General features: G+C 63.7%; 18 protein-coding genes. 9 read left to right on the forward strand and 9 right to left on the reverse strand.

Annotated elements, in window-relative coordinates:
* Positions 1 to 49 precede the first annotated feature (49 nt).
* Positions 50 to 607 (forward strand): TetR family transcriptional regulator, encoded by a 558-nt coding sequence (locus tag OPIT5_06480; protein ID AHF89917.1) that lies wholly within the window; start codon positions 50 to 52, stop codon positions 605 to 607.
* Between the two features lie 285 nt (positions 608 to 892).
* On the opposite strand, the gene OPIT5_06485 is transcribed toward OPIT5_06480, so the two are convergent.
* The 3 genes from OPIT5_06485 to OPIT5_06495 are packed head-to-tail and all read right to left on the reverse strand — an operon-like array spanning position 893 to position 3,074.
* Positions 893 to 1,699 carry a short-chain dehydrogenase gene (locus OPIT5_06485; protein ID AHF89918.1) on the reverse strand — a complete coding sequence of 269 codons (807 nt, stop codon included), beginning with the start codon at positions 1,697 to 1,699 and terminating at the stop codon, positions 893 to 895.
* Positions 1,700 to 1,748: 49 nt separating this feature from the next.
* On the reverse strand, positions 1,749 to 2,084 hold the full coding sequence (locus tag OPIT5_06490) for a hypothetical protein (protein ID AHF89919.1): 336 nt from the start codon (positions 2,082 to 2,084) through the stop codon (positions 1,749 to 1,751).
* A gap of 36 nt (positions 2,085 to 2,120) precedes the next feature.
* Entirely contained in the window at positions 2,121 to 3,074 is a 954-nt protein-coding gene (locus OPIT5_06495) for a transcriptional regulator (protein ID AHF89920.1), read from the reverse strand.
* 235 nt (positions 3,075 to 3,309) lie between these two features.
* On the opposite strand from OPIT5_06495, the gene OPIT5_06500 reads away from it, so the two are divergent.
* From OPIT5_06500 to OPIT5_06510, 3 genes are read left to right on the forward strand one after another with little or no spacing between them, the layout of a single operon-like run.
* Complete coding sequence (locus OPIT5_06500; GenBank protein ID AHF89921.1) at positions 3,310 to 3,711, forward strand: ArsR family transcriptional regulator; 402 nt, start codon at positions 3,310 to 3,312, stop codon at positions 3,709 to 3,711.
* Positions 3,708 to 4,766, forward strand: coding sequence for an arsenic resistance protein ArsB (locus OPIT5_06505; protein ID AHF89922.1), 1,059 nt, complete (start codon positions 3,708 to 3,710; stop codon positions 4,764 to 4,766). The genes OPIT5_06500 and OPIT5_06505 overlap by 4 nt, the downstream gene beginning before the upstream one ends.
* Positions 4,767 to 4,784: 18 nt before the next feature.
* Positions 4,785 to 5,225, forward strand: coding sequence for a protein tyrosine phosphatase (locus tag OPIT5_06510; protein AHF89923.1), 441 nt, complete (start codon positions 4,785 to 4,787; stop codon positions 5,223 to 5,225).
* Here OPIT5_06510 and OPIT5_06515 read toward each other — a convergent pair.
* Positions 5,183 to 5,365, reverse strand: a complete 183-nt coding sequence (locus OPIT5_06515; GenBank protein ID AHF89924.1) for a hypothetical protein — start codon at positions 5,363 to 5,365, stop codon at positions 5,183 to 5,185. The two genes, OPIT5_06510 and OPIT5_06515, sit on opposite strands and share 43 nt — an antisense overlap.
* Positions 5,366 to 5,594: 229 nt before the next feature.
* Here OPIT5_06515 and OPIT5_06520 point away from each other — a divergent pair, with 229 nt between their 5' ends.
* Positions 5,595 to 6,854 (forward strand): 6-phosphofructokinase, encoded by a 1,260-nt coding sequence (locus OPIT5_06520; protein ID AHF89925.1) that lies wholly within the window; start codon positions 5,595 to 5,597, stop codon positions 6,852 to 6,854.
* A 248-nt stretch (positions 6,855 to 7,102) separates the two neighbouring features.
* On the opposite strand, the gene OPIT5_06525 is transcribed toward OPIT5_06520, so the two are convergent.
* Complete coding sequence (locus tag OPIT5_06525; protein AHF89926.1) at positions 7,103 to 8,086, reverse strand: tyrosine recombinase XerD; 984 nt, start codon at positions 8,084 to 8,086, stop codon at positions 7,103 to 7,105.
* A 28-nt stretch (positions 8,087 to 8,114) separates the two neighbouring features.
* On the reverse strand, positions 8,115 to 8,384 hold the full coding sequence (locus OPIT5_06530) for a translation initiation factor IF-1 (GenBank protein ID AHF89927.1): 270 nt from the start codon (positions 8,382 to 8,384) through the stop codon (positions 8,115 to 8,117).
* Positions 8,385 to 8,542: 158 nt separating this feature from the next.
* Between OPIT5_06530 and OPIT5_06535 the strand changes: the two genes are divergently transcribed.
* The 3 genes from OPIT5_06535 (at position 8,543) to OPIT5_06545 (ending at position 10,946) form a co-directional block, all read left to right on the forward strand.
* Positions 8,543 to 9,112: a dCMP deaminase gene (locus OPIT5_06535; GenBank protein ID AHF89928.1), complete on the forward strand. Its 570-nt coding sequence runs from the start codon at positions 8,543 to 8,545 to the stop codon at positions 9,110 to 9,112.
* 70 nt (positions 9,113 to 9,182) lie between these two features.
* Complete coding sequence (locus OPIT5_06540) at positions 9,183 to 9,815, forward strand: superoxide dismutase (GenBank protein AHF89929.1); 633 nt, start codon at positions 9,183 to 9,185, stop codon at positions 9,813 to 9,815.
* 156 nt (positions 9,816 to 9,971) lie between these two features.
* Complete coding sequence (locus tag OPIT5_06545) at positions 9,972 to 10,946, forward strand: alcohol dehydrogenase (protein ID AHF89930.1); 975 nt, start codon at positions 9,972 to 9,974, stop codon at positions 10,944 to 10,946.
* Positions 10,947 to 11,329: 383 nt separating this feature from the next.
* Here the strand turns inward: OPIT5_06545 and OPIT5_06550 are convergent, their stop codons facing one another.
* The 3 genes from OPIT5_06550 to OPIT5_06560 form a co-directional block, all read right to left on the reverse strand.
* Complete coding sequence (locus OPIT5_06550; protein ID AHF89931.1) at positions 11,330 to 12,358, reverse strand: cytochrome BD ubiquinol oxidase subunit II; 1,029 nt, start codon at positions 12,356 to 12,358, stop codon at positions 11,330 to 11,332.
* A gap of 2 nt (positions 12,359 to 12,360) precedes the next feature.
* Complete coding sequence (locus OPIT5_06555; GenBank protein AHF89932.1) at positions 12,361 to 13,710, reverse strand: cytochrome BD ubiquinol oxidase subunit I; 1,350 nt, start codon at positions 13,708 to 13,710, stop codon at positions 12,361 to 12,363.
* Positions 13,711 to 13,847: 137 nt separating this feature from the next.
* Positions 13,848 to 15,014 (reverse strand): hypothetical protein, encoded by a 1,167-nt coding sequence (locus tag OPIT5_06560; GenBank protein AHF94149.1) that lies wholly within the window; start codon positions 15,012 to 15,014, stop codon positions 13,848 to 13,850.
* A 176-nt stretch (positions 15,015 to 15,190) separates the two neighbouring features.
* Here OPIT5_06560 and OPIT5_06565 point away from each other — a divergent pair, with 176 nt between their 5' ends.
* Positions 15,191 to 15,760: a hypothetical protein gene (locus OPIT5_06565; protein ID AHF94150.1), complete on the forward strand. Its 570-nt coding sequence runs from the start codon at positions 15,191 to 15,193 to the stop codon at positions 15,758 to 15,760.
* Positions 15,761 to 15,787: the final 27 nt, after the last annotated feature.

Genomic DNA, 15,787 nt, shown 5'->3' on the forward strand with positions numbered 1-15,787 from the left:
AACCGGATTACATTATCCTCATCATACAACAACGGCACCCTGAAAAATCATGCGCTACGAAAAGGATCATAAGGAAAAGTCTCACCGGCGGGTGGTGGAAGCCGCGGCCGCCCGGTTTCGCAAGGAGGGTCTGGACAGCGTCGGCGTGGTGACGCTGATGAACGACGCCGGTCTCACTCATGGCGCGTTCTACAGTCATTTCCCCTCGAAGGAAGCACTGGTCGGCGAAGCCATCGGGGCGAGCATGGACGAATTGTTCCGCCGCTCGGTCGAGAAAACGAAAGAGGGTGGGATCGAGGGCCTGATTTCCCGTTACCTGCGTGCCGAGCATCGGGCGCATCCCGAGAAGGGTTGTCCGGTCGCGGCCCTGGGCGCGGAGATCGGCCGTCGTGCCCGCCCCACGCGCGCGATCTACACCCGCAAGCTGAAACGGATGCTCGCCCACATCGAATCCCTGTTGCCGGATCCCAAGCCGGAGACCGCGCAAGCGATCTTCGCGCTCCTGGTCGGCAGCCTGCAACTGGCCCGGACGGTGACCGACCCGGCGCTTTCCGACCGGATTCTCGAATCGGGCAAAACCGCCGCGCTTGCACTGGCGCAGCGTTGAGGTGCCAACGCCATCGCACAGAAGCGCGGGGATCCGGCGGGGCGGGGAATGAGGGAAGAAACGTGTGATTCAGAATTTTGAACAGAAGTTAAGAAGGGAACGAAGGCGCTCCAGTACCCGTAACCCGTCCCGCCTCCGGAACCTTTTCCCTCGGGAAAAAAGTCTCTTTCACCCAATCATCTTCCGTCTGCCAGCGGGCCTTCGTTTCCTTTTCATCTTCTGTTCAATAAAAACTTCTGTGATAAAACCGAGGTTTCTTGTGAGGTGAGGTAACCCTCGGTGCGTCTAGACGGTCGGTATGGTTCCCCCGTCGATGACGTATTCGCTGCCATGGATGGACGCCGCCCGCCCGGAGGCGAGAAATGCCACCAGTTCGGCGATTTCTTCCGGCCAGGCGGGACGCCCGATCGGGATCCCTCCCAAGGCATTCATGATGCCCTGCCGCGCGGTGGCCTCGTCCGTGCCGGCATGAGCCGCCAGCCTGCCGACCATGGCCTCGGATGCAGGCGTCATGATCCAGCCCGGGGCGATGGCGGTCACCCGGATCCCCTTCGGGCCGACTTCCTTCGACAGCACCTTGCTGTAAGTGGAGAGCGCGGCTTTCGCCGCCGCGTACGCCGTCGTCGATTCATGCAGCGGCAGGCGGCGCTGGATGGATGAAATATGAAGGACCACGCCCGCACCGCGCTCGATCATCTGCGGGAGGAGCGCCCGGTCCAGACGGACCGCCGCCATGAGATTGAGCTCCAGCTCCTGCTGCCAAAGCTCGTCCGTCACGGCCGCGAAGCCGCCTCCCGGAGTGGCGGAGCCGCCGACATTATGGACGAGGATATCCACGCCGCCGAATTCCCGCATGACGGTCCCGGCCACCTTCGTCGTTCCTGCCGCGGTGGCGAGATCCGCCTGCACGAAGAGCGCGGGCTCCTGGCCATCCGGCAGGCCGGAGCGGGCAGTCGTGGCAACCCTGGCGCCGGCGGCGGCAAGCCGGCGAACGATGGCTTCGCCCGCGCCCTTGGTTCCACCCGTCACCAGGATGCGCATCCCGGAAAATTCATGCGGATCGATCGAGTATCGGGAAACCTGTTTTGTCATAAGATTTGGAATACGGATTCGCGTGTGGTCGCCGGAGAGGATTTGCCGTTCAGGGCGAGATATGGAGGCGGGTGATCGTGTCGCCCCCCAGGGTAAACCGGAAACGCAGCCGGGCGGGGCTGCCCTCGAAGTCGCCGGAAACGTCACCGGCAAGGACGGTGTCGCCGTCGAGCGTCGAGACCTCGCTCACCGCCAGCACGGGGCGGTATTTCCGGCCGACGTCCTCGAACCATGCCTCGATCGCCGGCCGGCCCCGGTAGTCATGCCCCTCGTCGCGGACGTGCGCATCGTCGGCAAAGCAGGCGGCGAGGGCCGCGCTGTCGTGGCGGTTGTGGGCTGCAACGAACGCAGCGAGGAGCGGTGGCAGTGAGAGCGGTATCGACATGCCCCCATCCTATCACCGGCGACTGACAACCCTGTGTCAGGATGCTTTGCCGGGATTCATTTTGTGATGGTTCGCCGCCGCGGCGCCTGCGGCCACGAGCCGTTTTCGCAGGGCGGCCGGTTCCAGGACGGTGGCCGCGGTGCCGAAGGAGAGCAGCCAGCCCGCGAGCCGTTCCCATTCCACCGCGGCCAGCGTAAACACCGTGCCGCCCTCGACGGGTTTCTCGTCGACGATGCCTTGCCACCATTCGCGCTTCACCCGGTCCGCCGCGAGCGGGGCGAACGTGACGCGGGCTTTCAGGGTCGGCGCGGGCATCGTTTCCCGCATGAACGTGGCCAGATCGAAATCCGGCCGCGGAATGAAATTTTCGCGGGTGGCCAGCACCTCGCTCATCCGGTCAGTCCGGAAATCCCGATACGCGCGGCGCAGCCGGCACCAGGCGATCAGGTGCCAGCGTTCGAGGTAATGGATCAGGCCATGCGGCTCGGCCGTGCGAGGCTCCGGCTCATGCCGGCCCGCTCCCTGATAGCGAAACTGCAGGACCTGCCGGCCCGCCAGCGCCCGCTGGATCAGGTCGAGCGACGCCTGCGCCGGGTGCGGCGGGCTGGCCGTGGTGGCGAGGGCGCGCTCCAGCCGCGACAACCGGTCCTGGTCGCCGCGGGAAAGCACCGCCCGCACCTTGGCCACGGCGGAACGCATCTGCGTGGCGACGGAATCATCGGTAAAGCGCTCGACCAGCAGCCCGCCGACCGCGAGGGCGTCGGCCTCTCCCGGAGTGAAGTTGACCGGCGGGAGCAGATAACCGCGCCTCAGCGCATAACCGACACCCGCCTCCGCCACGATCGGGACGCCCGCCTCTCCCAGCGCCGCCAGGTCCCGGTAGATCGTGCGAACGCTCAGGCCGAAGTGGCCGGCCATCTCGCCGGCCGTGACCACACGCCTGGATTGCAAAAAAAGGATCTGGGCCAACAAACGGTCCACCCGGTTCATCGCCGCGTTGTGCGGGAGAAAACGGAAGAAGGCAATGCCCCGCCGATCGGCGCCACGCCCGCCGCGCCCCGATGATCCGCGGCAGAAAGTGTGCCCGTGCGCGCCGGGCGATCCCGTCGCCATTCTTTGACCCCGCTCCGGACCTCCCTCAAGCCCGGTCGCCGTCCTCATGGACGGAAAGGGGCATTTTCAATATTCGCATTGACGAATATTCGTATATCCGAATGTTTGCAGCATGGAGCTGATCAGAATCTACGAGTGCCTCTGCGACCGGACCCGGTTGCGCATCCTGAATCTGCTGTGTTCGGGTCCGTTGTGCGTCTGCCACATCCAGGAAATCCTCGGCGAACCGCAGGTGAAGGTTTCCCGGCATCTCAATTATCTGAAAACGCGCGGCCTGGTGGAAGTGCGACGCGAGGCCAACTGGATGATCTACAGCCTGCCGGTGAAGCGCCCGCGCGAACTCGAAGCGAATCTCGCCTGCCTGCAAGACTGCGCCGCCGGGGACAGGCTCGTCATCCGCGACAACGCGCGGCAGGCCAGGGTTCGCGCCCGGCTGACAGGGGACGAAACCATTGCCTGCTGCGGGCTGTCCCGCAAACAGGCCGCGCAATCCGCCGGTGTTGCCCGCGCATGAATCCTTCCGTCTCGCGTGGCATGTCCTTCCTCGACCGCTACCTGACGGTCTGGATTTTCGCGGCGATGGGGCTGGGCGTGTTGCTCGGGCATTTTGTCGTCACTGACCCGGAGGCGTTTTTCGCGCCGATGACGGCGGGGACGACCAACCTGCCCATCGCCATCGGGCTCGTCCTGATGATGTATCCGCCGCTGGCCAAGGTGCGCTACTCGCAATTGCCCGGGGTCCTTGCCGACCGCCGCATCCTCGCCCTCTCGCTGGTGCAAAACTGGCTGGTCGGCCCCGTGCTGATGTTTCTGCTGGCGGTGGTGTTTTTGCGCGGCCATCCGGACTACATGGTCGGGCTCATCCTCGTGGGCATCGCACGCTGCATCGCGATGGTGCTGGTATGGAACGAACTCGCCAGGGGCAACAACGACTACGCCGCCGCGCTGGTCGCGCTCAACAGCATCGCACAAATCCTGTTTTACAGTTTTTACGCATGGCTGTTCATCACGGTGCTGCCGCCCTGGTTCGGCATGGAAGGCGTGGTGGTGCCGGTGGCGATGGCGGATATTTTCCGGAGCGTGATGATTTATCTCGGCATCCCGTTCGCGGCGGGCGTCCTGAGCCGTGCGGCGCTCATCCCGCTCAAGGGGGCGGAGTGGTTCGAGAAAAAATTCCTGCCGCGCATCTCGCCGCTCACGCTGGTCGCGTTGCTGTTCACGATCGTCGTGATGTTCACGTTCAAGGGCGACACCCTCGTCTCGCTGCCGGCGGACGTGTTGCTCATCGCGCTTCCGCTGACGCTGTATTTTGCCGTCATGTTCGGCGTGAGTTTCACCATGTCGAAGTGGCTGGGAGCGGATTATTCGCGGGCGACGACCCTGGCCTTCACTTCGGCGGGGAACAATTTCGAACTGGCGATTGCGGTCGCCATTGCGGTGTTCGGCATCGGTTCGGGCGTGGCGTTCGCCGCCGTGGTCGGCCCGCTCATCGAGGTCCCGGTGCTTGTCGGCCTCGTCCATGTGGCGCTGCGGCTGAGGAAGCATTTCCCCGACAATTCGCCCCGATAACATCATCTCTTCGTGAATATGAAACCAGACATTCTTGTTCTCTGCACGGGCAACTCCTGCCGCAGCCAGATGGCGGAGGGCTTCCTGCGCGCGGCGGCCGGCGACCTCGTCGAGGTCCATAGCGCGGGCTCCAGGCCCGCCGGCCAGGTCCATCCGCTGGCCCTCCAGGTCATGCGCGAGGCGGGCATCGACCTGTCGTCGCATCGTCCGAAGCACATGAGCGAATTTGTCGAACGGACCATCACCACGGTCATCACGGTGTGCGGCCTCGCCGACGAAGCCTGCCCGGTATTTCCCGGCCAGGTGAACCGCCATCACTGGCGCTTTCCCGACCCCGCGCAAGCCACCGGCACCGGAGAGGAAATCCTCGCAGAGTTCCGCCACGTGCGCGACCGGATCCGGCTCGTCTTCGAAGCCTATGCCGCCGGGTTGAAGGAAGGCCGAAGGCTCCGCACATAGCCGGAAATGCCAAAGAGCCGCAGGGTTCCTGCCGTCCAGAGCGCCGGAATCACCCGGCCGGCCCGGAGCTTTCCCGGAAATCCGGTGAACATCTCTTCGGTGTCGGCCGCTTCGGGGAAACCGGCGCGGCGGATTTTCATGGTACTGAATACGTTGTCGCCATTGGTGAGGTAAAGACATCATTCCGCGCCGTCGGGGGCCGTACCGGCCCGCACTGTGACCCGGGCGACAGCATCGCCTGCGTGGTCTCTCATCCGCGTCTTCTGAAATTTGGGTTTGCCACTCTCTCCGCCCGCACGACACGCTCCGCCCTTTAACGTTTCTCAGCAGTCCGCACCCAATCCGCATCCACTTAACACACCAAACAGCATGGCCGAAGAACTCACAGGAAATGTCCTGGTAGGGCAATCAGGGGGCCCCACCGCCGTCATCAATGCCAGCGTCGCCGGAGTCGTCTCCGAAGCGCTCAACCACGAATGCATCGAGGAAATCTATGGCACGCTCAACGGCGTCCTCGGCATCCTCAACGAAGACCTGATCGACCTTGCGTCCGAATCGCAGCAGGCCATCCGCGGCCTCCGCTACACGCCCGGCGCCGCCCTCGGCACCTGCCGCTACAAACTCAAGAAACAACAGGATTTCGATCGCGTGCTCGAAGTTTTCAAGGCGCACAACATCCGCTACTTCTTCTACGCGGGCGGCAACGACTCCCAGGACACCGCCGACAAGATCTCCAAGCTCGCCGCCCAGCAGGGCTATGACCTCCGGGTCATCGGCATCCCGAAGACCATCGACAACGACCTGCCGGTGACCGACCACTGCCCCGGCTACGGCTCCGTCATCAAGTATATCTCCACGACCGTCCGTGAGATCGCCTGCGACAACGAGGCCATGGGCCAGCACGACCTCGTGCAGATCGTCGAGGTCATGGGCCGCAATGCCGGCTGGATCGCCGCCGGCGCCGCCCTCGCCAAGCGCCGCGATCATCCGCACGACGCCCCGCACCTCATCTACCTCCCCGAAGTGCCTTTCACCACGGAGAAGTTCGTCGCCGACGTGCAGCGCGTCCTCAAGCGCGAGAAATACTGTCTCATCGTCGTCGGCGAAGGCCTTGTCGACGCCGACGGCAATTATATCTCCGCCGAGGACAAGACCGACGCCTTCGGCCACTCCCAGCTCGGGGGCGCCGCCGACTACCTGCAAAGCCTCGTCGAGCAAAACCTGCCCGGCGTCAAGGCCCGCACCGTCAAGCTCGGCATGGCCCAGCGCGCCGCCGCCCATGCCGGCTCGAAGGCCGACGCCGACGAGGCCTACCTCGCCGGCACCAAGGCCGTCGAGGCCGCCGTCAATGGCGAGACCGACGTCATGGTCACCCTCGTCCGTGGCGACACCGACCACTATACCTGCGAAACCGCGCTCGCCCCCCTGAGCGACATCGCCAACGGCGTCAAAAAACTCCCCCGCGAGTGGATCAACGAAGACGGCGTGAGCATGAACCACCAGTTTGTCCGCTACGCCACTCCGCTCATCCAGGGCGAGACGCCGGTTCCCTACGAAAACGGCCTCCCCTCCTTCGCGAAGCTGGAAAAAGTCCGCGTCGACAAAAAGCTCGCCGCCTACGAACTCTGACCCGCCGGTGACACGGGCCGATGACCGGCCCGTGTCCGTTTAGCGACGGAGCGGCGGCATTCCTGCCGCTGCGACGAGGCGCGTCAGCGCCTCGCCCGGTGCCTCCACCGTCACTGTCTCGAACCGGCGACGCGTTGCGTCGTCAGCAGCGGCAAGAATGCCGCCGCTCCATCACACGCTGTCGTCACTCAACAGTTACAACCGGCCCGTTTCATTTTTTCCGGATTTCTCCGGACGCCCCTCCCCCCTCAAGCCGGCTTCTCCGGCGTCCCCTGCCCTCCCTGGTTTCGCGGATGAAATTTCGCGTGCTGGTCCACCAGCCGCCGCTCTTCCACCGCCGTGTAGATCTGCGTCGTCGCGATATTGGCATGGCCGAGCATTTCCTGGATGGCCCGCAGATCCGCTCCGCCGCTCAACAGGTGTGTCGCGAATGAATGCCGCAGCAGGTGCGGCTTCACCGGCCTGGTGATGCCCGCCGCCTTCGTGTATTTCTTGACCAGCACCCAGAGCATCTTGCGCGAGATCGCCGTGCCGCGTTCGCTGAGAAAAAGCGGGCTGCCCGTCTTCGCCTTCACGAAATGCGGACGCCCCGATTCCAGGTAAACCGCCACCGCATCGCGCGCCTTGCCTCCCACCGGCACCACACGCTCCTTCGCTCCCTTGCCGAAAACGCGCAGAAAACCGTTTTCCAGGTCGATCTGCTGCAAGGTCAGCCCCGAAAGCTCCGAGACGCGCAGCCCGCTCGAATAAAACAGCTCCAGGATCGCCCGATCGCGCAGCGCGTGGGGCGACCCGCCCGCCGGCGCGGCGAGCAGGCGCGACACCTCCTCCGCATTGAGCGTGCCCGGCACGCGCCGCACCAGCTTCGGCCCCTGCAACAACTCCGTAAAATCGTCCGGCCGCACCCGCTCGCGCACGAGATGCCGGGCAAACATCCGCAGCGCCGACAGCTTCCGCGCCAGGCTCGCCACGCTGTAGTCGTACCCGTCGAGCGAATACAGCCAGTCCATCGCATCCGCGCCCGTCGCCGCGCGCCAGTCGCGCACGTTTTTTTTGCGCAGCAGAAACGCCGCGCACTGTAGCAAGTCGCTTTCGTAAGCCTCCAGCGTCCGGTCCGAACGCCCGCGCTCGAGCGTGAGCGCGTTGCCGAAATCCGTGATCGGCTCCGCCAGGGTTTCGGGCAATCCGTCCGGGACCGGGGGGAGGGGGGGATCGACCGGGTCGCCCGTCATGCGCCGTCGCTCCTTTCCCGGCCAGGCCTCAGCGCCGGCGGCGCGGCCCCTGCTGCTGGCGATAGCCGGGAGGCGGCGTGTCGCGCATGCGGTAGGTGATGCGCGCCTTCTCCAGGTCGTAGGGGCTCATTTCCATCTTCACACTGTCGCCCGCGGCGATCTTGATGAAGTTCTTGCGCAGCTTGCCCGAAATATGGGCCAGGACCACGTGGCCGTTGGCCAGTTCCACCTTGAACATCGTGCCGGGGAGGACAGCCACGATCTTGCCTTCAACTTCAATCGATTTGCCGTCAGACATACAGGTTGGCCATATGGCCGCGAATAAGAGTTTCGATCATGCGCAGTTAAGCTGGAAAAGGTACATGTAAGCCATACCTTCACGCCTCCGGTCAAGAACTTACTCGGATATCGACCCGAACATCGCTCTCCGCCACCTCCTCCCGCCCGCCGCCGCACATGGTCAAACCCGCCCGCCAGGACTGTCCTTTCGACAAACGCTTCCCCTCGCAACTCGCGCGGGACGATGTTTTTTTCATGTCGCTCGCCTGGAATCAGGCCATCGACGCCTGGCGCAAGGATGAAGTGCCGATCGGTTGCATCATCGAGCGCAACGGCGAGGTCATCGCCGCCGCCCACAACCGCGTCGAGTCCGCCGCCGATCCCACCGCCCACGCCGAAATGCTCGCCCTGACCCAGGCCGCCGCCTCCCTCGGCGACTGGCGCCTCGAAGACTGCACCCTCTACGTCACCAAGGAGCCCTGCCCCATGTGCTCCGGGGCCACCCTCATGTCGCGCCTCCGGCGCGTCTGCTACGCCGTCCCCGACCCCAAAATGGGCTGTCTCGGCGGCGCCACCGATCTCAACGCCCTGCCCCGCGTCAACCACCACCTCGCCATCACCGCCGGCGGCGTCCTCGAAACCGAGTGCCGCGAGCTTCTCCAGGCCTTTTTCCGACAAAAACGCGGCGCTCTTCCGCTCACCGGTCCCGCGCCCGGAGATGGCGAAGAACATGAGCAGGACAGTTGACGCCCGCCGGAACCGGAACACGTTGAATCCTCTCTTCCTTCATAAAGAAAATAAAACCCGTTAACTACACATGGCCTACGAACTTCCCAAACTTGCCTACGCTTATGATGCGCTCGTTCCCCACATCGATGCCAAAACGATGGAGATCCACCACACGAAGCATCACCAGACGTACATCACCAACCTCAACAACGCTCTCGCCTCGGCCAGCATCACCGGTCCCGACTGCGTTTGCGAACTGATCTCCGACCTTTCGAAGGTTCCCGAGTCCATCCGCACTGCCGTCCGCAACAACGGCGGCGGCCACGCCAACCACAGCTTCTTCTGGAAAAGCATCGGCCCCGGCAAGGGCGGCGCCCCCAAGGGCAAGCTCGCCGCGGCCATCGAGTCCACCTTCGGCAGCTTCGACAAGTTCAAGGAAGAATTTGCCAAGGCCGCCGCCACCCGCTTCGGCTCCGGCTGGGCCTGGCTTGTCGTCACGCCCGACAAGAAACTCGCCGTCGGCTCCACCGCCAACCAGGACAGCCCCGTGATGGGCAAGGCCGTGGCCGGCCTCGAAGGCAAACCCGTCATCGGCCTCGATGTCTGGGAGCACGCCTACTACCTGAACTACCAGAACCGCCGTCCCGACTACATCGCCGCCTACTGGAACGTCGTCGACTGGGATGCGGCCGAGGAAAAGTACACCAAGGCCACGGCCTGAGTTTCCCCGGTTCCCGCAACCTTCCTTCCCGCCAACGCGCCGGATTTTTTCCGGCGCGTTTTTTTGTGACGCAACCGTCTCCGCCCCCGCCTCCTCCCGGTTTTGTTTACACGGCCTGACATGCCGGCCAGGCTCTCCCGCATGTCCTTTTCCGGCATTCTCATTGAAAAAACCGACACCGGCACGACCGCCCGCCTGACCCGCCTCGACGAGGCCGACCTCCCTCCGGGCGAAGTCACCGTGCGTGTCGCGTACTCGACCCTCAACTACAAGGACGCGCTCGCCATCCATAACCGCGCGCCCGTTGTCCGCACCTTCCCGATGGTGCCCGGCGTCGATCTCGCCGGCACGGTCGAGACCAGCACCGCGCCCGCCTTCGCGCCCGGCGACGCCGTGTTTCTCAACGGCCAGGGCGTCGGCGAGACGCGCTGGGGCGGGCTTGCGCAAAAGGCGCGCGTCCCCGCCAGCCTTCTCCTCCGGATCCCCGCTCCGCTGACGCCGGCCTCCTGCATGGCCATCGGCACGGCGGGTTACACCGCGATGCTCTGCGTCAACGCGCTCGAACGCGCCGGCGTGACACCCGCCGCCGGCGACGTGCTCGTCACCGGCGCCTCCGGCGGGGTCGGGGGATTTGCCGTCCTGCTGCTCGCGGCGCGCGGTTTCCGTGTGATCGCCTCGACCGGACGCCTCGCCGAAACCGCCTACCTGCAATCCCTCGGCGCCGCCGAGGTCATCGACCGCGCCGTCCTCGCCGCTCCCGGCAAACCCCTGCAAAAGGAACGCTGGGCCGCCGCGGTGGACACCGTCGGCAGCCACACGCTGGCCAACGTCTGCGCCGGCGCCCGTTATCGCGGCGTGGTCACCGCCTGCGGCATGGCGCAAGGGCTCGATTTTCCGTCAACGGTCGCGCCCTTCATCCTGCGGCATGTTTCGCTGCTCGGCATCGACGCCGTGCGCACGCCCCGCTCCGAACAGGAAACCGCCTGGGCACAACTCGCCCGTGAAATCGCTCCGGAAAAACTCGCGCTGCTCGCCAGCGAAGTCCCGCTTGCCGAAGCCATCCCCGCCGCCGCCCGTCTCCTCGACGGCCAGATCCGCGGCCGCGTCGTGGTGAAGATCCCGCAGGAGTAATCGTTGTTTCTGGAACCGCTAACAGACTTCGCCAACAGGCGAAGTCTTCAAAGTCCCCTCCGGCTGATCGCCTTCGGGACACACTGCCGGGGCCTGCTGATCGCAGGCCATTTTACTTTTTCAGAAAATCGGTCCGCGATCAGAGCGGTTCAGATAAAGCTGTAGTCGTTTTTTAACCACGGATTTCACCGATTATCACGGATTCAAACCATGCCTTGCCGCTTCCTTCTTATCCGTGAAAATCCGTGCAATCCGTGGTTCTGTTTTCAGTATCCTGTACGGCTGCAATTTTAAAAAAAATGCTCTGGCGGACGCCTGCAGTTCCCGGCTGCGACGATCAGTCGCAGCTTCACTCTCGAGATTTCGGCCGTTGGCGAAATCCATCAGTGGTTCCCTTCTTCCGCCCCGTCCCGCTTCACCTTGAAAACCCGCAGCAGGAAAAACAGGCTCGGGAAAATGAACAGGCTGCCGACGAGCAACGCGATCACCAGTTGCACCAGCGTCGCGTGCGGCGCCGCCTCTGCGTAAAAACCCAGCGGACGCTCCGCCGTGATCAGTGCGTTGGGCGCGTAGAGCAGCCACCAGCCGAGCAGGATCAGCGTCACCTGACCGCCCGCCACGAGGCGCGTCAGCACCACGTGATGCCTGCGTATCGAAACCCACAGGACAACGAACAGCAAGGTCGCCAGCGCCATGACCGCCATCAGCACCGGTCGCGCCAGGAACGCCGCCGTCAGGCTCTCGCGCTCGAACGCCGACGACGCCGCAAACACCAGCCCGCCCGCCACGATCACCAGACAGTTGAACACCGCCGCATGCCGGACAAACCGCCGCTTCAACTTCGCGTTTTCCGTTTCGTCGATCAGGTAAACGTTGGCCAGAAATGCAAAGATGCACGCCACGAAAAACCCGACCGCTAGCGGATACGCTCCCCACCAAGGCGCGATGTAAGCCTCAAAAATTTCGTCCGCATCCGGATTGATGATACCGCGGTTGAGGCTCGCCGCGATGATGCCGAGCCAGAACGCCGTCCACAGGCTCGATATGCCAAACAGCAGCGTATACACCCGCTGCGACTTCGGCTCCTGCACCGCATCGTAATGGCGAAACGTAAACGCCGTGCCCCGCACCACGATCCCCACCAGCAGCGCCAGCATCGGGATATGTAACGCGACCATCAGCGTCGTGAAAATCGTCGGGAAGCCGTTGAACAAAATCACCACGACGAGAATCAGCCAGATATGATTGGCTTCCCATACGGGCCCCATCGCCTCGTTGATCACGTGCTTCTGCTCCTCGCGCAGCCGTCCGGCGGGCAGGAGTTCCAGAATCCCCGCCCCGTAATCCGATCCGCCGAGGAGCACGTACAACAGCAGCGAAGCGCCGATGAAAAAGATGAGAATGTCGATCATGGTCAGCGCCTCCCTCCCGCGCTTGCCGCCGGCGCCTCGAATTTCCTCTGCACGGCCTGGATCTGGCGTTTGAACAGCCACACCGTCGCCGCCGCGAGCGCGAGGTAGAGTCCGAGGAAAAGATAAAAATGATAAACCATGCCCGGCACCGGCGTGACGGCATCCTTGGTCCGCAGGATTCCGTAAACGATCCACGGCTGCCGGCCCACCTCGGTGACAATCCATCCCGCCTCGATCGCCACCATTCCGAGCGGCGCGAACAGCACGAGCACTTTCAGGTACCAGCCGGGAAACCGCCGCCTTTTCAGAAATATAAAAAACAACACCCCGAGTGCCGCCATCGCCGTGCCGATGCCGACCATCACCTGGAAGGCGACATGCGTGATCACCACCGGCGGCCAGTCCTCGCGCGGGAACTGGTCCAGCCCGGTGACCTCCGCGTCAAAGTCGTCGTGAGCTACAAAACTCAGCAAGCCCGGCAACGGAATCCCCCATTTCATCGTCTGCGTATCCACATCAGGAATACCTCCGATATAGAGCGGCGCACGGCGGCCGGTCTCGAAATGCCCCTCCATGGCGGCGAGCTTGGCCGGCTGGAGCTGCGCCACACGCTGCCCCGCAAAATGCCCTGCGAACGGCTGCGCGATGGAAGCGACGGCGCCAAAGGTCATGGCGATTTTCAGCGCCTTCATGTGGACGCCGCACACCCCTTCGCCTGCGCTCCCGCGCGCCTTGCTTCGCAGCCAGAGAAATGCATGGATGCCGCCCACGCCGAAACCCACCGCCTGGAGCGCGGCGAGTTGCATGTGCAGGCTCTGGTGCAGCCACGCCCGGTTGAACATGGCTTTCACCGGGTCGATGTTGTGTGCCGCGCCGTCGATCCAGTCGAAGCCCGCCGGGGAATTCATCCAGCCATTGGCGGCCACGACAAAAATCCCCGAAGCAAACCCGGTGATCCCGACTGCCAGCCCGGTTGCCCAGTGGACCCACGGTTTCATCCGTTTCCAGCCGTAGAGAAACAACCCGATCGCAACCGCCTCCAGGAAAAACGCCGTCCCTTCCCATGAAAACGGCATGCCGATGATCGGCCCGGCATGTTGCATGAAACCGGGCCAGAGCAACCCGAGTTCGAAGGAAAGCACCGTGCCCGACACCGCGCCGACGGCGAAGAGGATGGCCACGCCCTTCATCCACATCCGGGTGAGTTCGAGCCACGCGGCATCTTTCGTTTTGAGAAACCGGTAGTGCGCCGCCGACATGAACAGCGGCATCGTCATGCCGATCGCGGCGAAGATGATGTGAAAGCCCAGTGAAAACGCCATCGTGGCGCGGGCGGCGGTGAGATCGTCCATAACGTTGGCGCCAACGAAACCCCGCCGCTCCGGCAAGCAAGCGCCTGCGCGAGTCGTCCGCCAGGTATCAGTAAACCAGGCAGGCCGCCGGAGCCGTGCTAATACACGCGCCATGCCCGGCGCGCTCGCGACCGGGCTCAACCGGTGGCTTCCGCACCTGCCGGAGGCGCCAGCGTCTTCCCCGGCGCCAGGTCGGGGATGATCTCCACCGACTCCACGACCGCATGACCGCTGGCAACCTTCTGCGCCAGACGCGCCACCTGCCGGGCAAGCGAGCGGATGTCGAACACGTAGCGCGTGGGCTCCGGGACTCCGCTGGCCAGCCAGGGGTCGGCGTCACGACAAACCAGCGACACCTCCTCCGGCACCCGCACGCCCCGGTGCAGCAGATGCATGATCACCGTCAGAAAACACGCCGGCGACGCGATCAGCCACGCTGTCGGACGCGGTTTCCGGGCCAGCAAACGATCCGCCAGCCGACACAGATCGGCCACCGTTCCGTCGTGGTACGCCACGCTGGCGACCGCCGCGTCATCACCACCCGTTACTCTCGCCTTTCCCGTATTTCCCGCCTTTTCCACGCCTTCGAAGAAACCGAGCCGGCTCTCGACATCGCCGCCCCGCTCCTGCCGGTCGAGCACAATGACGACCTGACGATGTCCGATTCTCAGCAACTGGGTCGCCGCATGCTGACAGGCCGCGCGGTAGTTGAGATCCACATTGGGCAGACTCCCTTTTTCGTGTAGTGTGCCGACGATGACCGCCGGCACCCGGTTGACGACGCACCACTGCTGCATGGCGGGGCTCGAATACGGCAATACCCAGCAATCGTGCCGCACCGTCGTTGTAAGTTTCCGGAAAAACGCCATCGTCGCCACGCTCGTTGCGAATCCTTTCTGGTAAACATGCATCCCGACCTGCCGTCCGTAGAGGATGCGCCGCACGTCGTCGATCCAGAGGATGGTGCGGTGGCGCAGCTCGTCCATTTCCACCGGCAGCAACAGTCCCACCGACCGCGGGCTTTCGCCAGCGCCGGCACCGCGCCTGCGTTTTTTGCGCAGTTGCGTGCCCTGCCGGCTGCGTTCCGCCAGCCAGCCGTCCTGCGACAGTTCCTCCAGGGCGGCCCGCACCGTCCGCCGGCTCACCCCGAGCTGCTCCGCCAGCACGCGCTCGCCGGGCAGTTGCCCCTTCCACTCCCCATCCCGCAGCCGTTCGCGCAAATGCTCAGCGATCTGCGATGACAGCGATTGCCAGGGACGACGGGGTGAAGGGGGGATGACACGGGAGGTTGCCGCGGTTTTCATGGTATCTTCCAGATACCACGCAATTGCTCTTTTGGAAAGTATCGAACGGCTCCAATCTTTGCCAACTTCATGACCCGATGAAAATATCCCCATCACTCCTCCCGCCTTCTCCACGTGCCACATCGTCAGCCGGTGCCGACGCTTTTCGAGGTTTTACCCTGATCGAGTTACTCACCGTGATAGTCATCATCGGCATTCTGGCGGCCATAATCATTCCGGTGGCAGGCATGGCGCGCAAATCGGCGGCTCAGGCCAAGTGCATTACCAATCTCCGCAGCCTGGGGACGGCTTTTGCTCTCTATGCAAATGACAACAAGAATAGAATCCCGGATTTCACTGGAACGCCAAGTTTCTATGATAACATTCGCAAGCTGGTGCCGCTGCTTAATCCGTATATTGTCGGAAACGATGCGACACGCTACCGGTGGGGCAATACGAATCCCAATCCCATAGAACTCTGGAAGTGCCCGCGGGACAATATATCTCTCACCAGAGGTTTCGCGGCACCGTATCATGGGAGCAGTTATGATTTTCAGTTTCAATATCGCGGGCAGCAGATCACCGACCCCATGCTGAGCGGCACCCCCGCTTGGGAAGGGGCTCTTAATCCGGTCCCGCTTTCACAAGCCCCTCTCATGTGGGATCAAGAGCCAAGCAATCATGATCTGAGACGGAACTACCTGTTTGTCGACGGCCATGTCAAATTGATGCCGGCAGACTATAGGCAACCCTATGCGTTCAGGTGATCATGGTTCTCCGTGCGACTGTTCCGC

This window comes from Opitutaceae bacterium TAV5 (assembly GCA_000242935.3).
Taxonomy (GTDB): Bacteria; Verrucomicrobiota; Verrucomicrobiia; order Opitutales; family Opitutaceae; genus Geminisphaera.

What these genes read in the sequence shown, in the direction of transcription:
- OPIT5_06530 (AHF89927.1), bottom strand. Translation starts at nt 8,384, where the DNA reads ATGTCTGACGGCAAATCGATTGAAGTTGAAGGCAAGATCGTGGCTGTC.
- OPIT5_06480 (AHF89917.1), top strand. Translation starts at nt 50, where the DNA reads ATGCGCTACGAAAAGGATCATAAGGAAAAGTCTCACCGGCGGGTGGTG.
- OPIT5_06500 (AHF89921.1), top strand. Translation starts at nt 3,310, where the DNA reads ATGGAGCTGATCAGAATCTACGAGTGCCTCTGCGACCGGACCCGGTTG.
- OPIT5_06550 (AHF89931.1), bottom strand. Translation starts at nt 12,358, where the DNA reads ATGATCGACATTCTCATCTTTTTCATCGGCGCTTCGCTGCTGTTGTAC.
- OPIT5_06555 (AHF89932.1), bottom strand. Translation starts at nt 13,710, where the DNA reads ATGGACGATCTCACCGCCGCCCGCGCCACGATGGCGTTTTCACTGGGC.
- OPIT5_06490 (AHF89919.1), bottom strand. Translation starts at nt 2,084, where the DNA reads ATGTCGATACCGCTCTCACTGCCACCGCTCCTCGCTGCGTTCGTTGCA.
- OPIT5_06535 (AHF89928.1), top strand. Translation starts at nt 8,543, where the DNA reads ATGGTCAAACCCGCCCGCCAGGACTGTCCTTTCGACAAACGCTTCCCC.
- OPIT5_06540 (AHF89929.1), top strand. Translation starts at nt 9,183, where the DNA reads ATGGCCTACGAACTTCCCAAACTTGCCTACGCTTATGATGCGCTCGTT.
- OPIT5_06485 (AHF89918.1), bottom strand. Translation starts at nt 1,699, where the DNA reads ATGACAAAACAGGTTTCCCGATACTCGATCGATCCGCATGAATTTTCC.
- OPIT5_06525 (AHF89926.1), bottom strand. Translation starts at nt 8,086, where the DNA reads ATGACGGGCGACCCGGTCGATCCCCCCCTCCCCCCGGTCCCGGACGGA.
- OPIT5_06560 (AHF94149.1), bottom strand. Translation starts at nt 15,014, where the DNA reads ATGAAAACCGCGGCAACCTCCCGTGTCATCCCCCCTTCACCCCGTCGT.
- OPIT5_06510 (AHF89923.1), top strand. Translation starts at nt 4,785, where the DNA reads ATGAAACCAGACATTCTTGTTCTCTGCACGGGCAACTCCTGCCGCAGC.
- OPIT5_06495 (AHF89920.1), bottom strand. Translation starts at nt 3,074, where the DNA reads ATGAACCGGGTGGACCGTTTGTTGGCCCAGATCCTTTTTTTGCAATCC.
- OPIT5_06505 (AHF89922.1), top strand. Translation starts at nt 3,708, where the DNA reads ATGAATCCTTCCGTCTCGCGTGGCATGTCCTTCCTCGACCGCTACCTG.
- OPIT5_06515 (AHF89924.1), bottom strand. Translation starts at nt 5,365, where the DNA reads ATGAAAATCCGCCGCGCCGGTTTCCCCGAAGCGGCCGACACCGAAGAG.
- OPIT5_06520 (AHF89925.1), top strand. Translation starts at nt 5,595, where the DNA reads ATGGCCGAAGAACTCACAGGAAATGTCCTGGTAGGGCAATCAGGGGGC.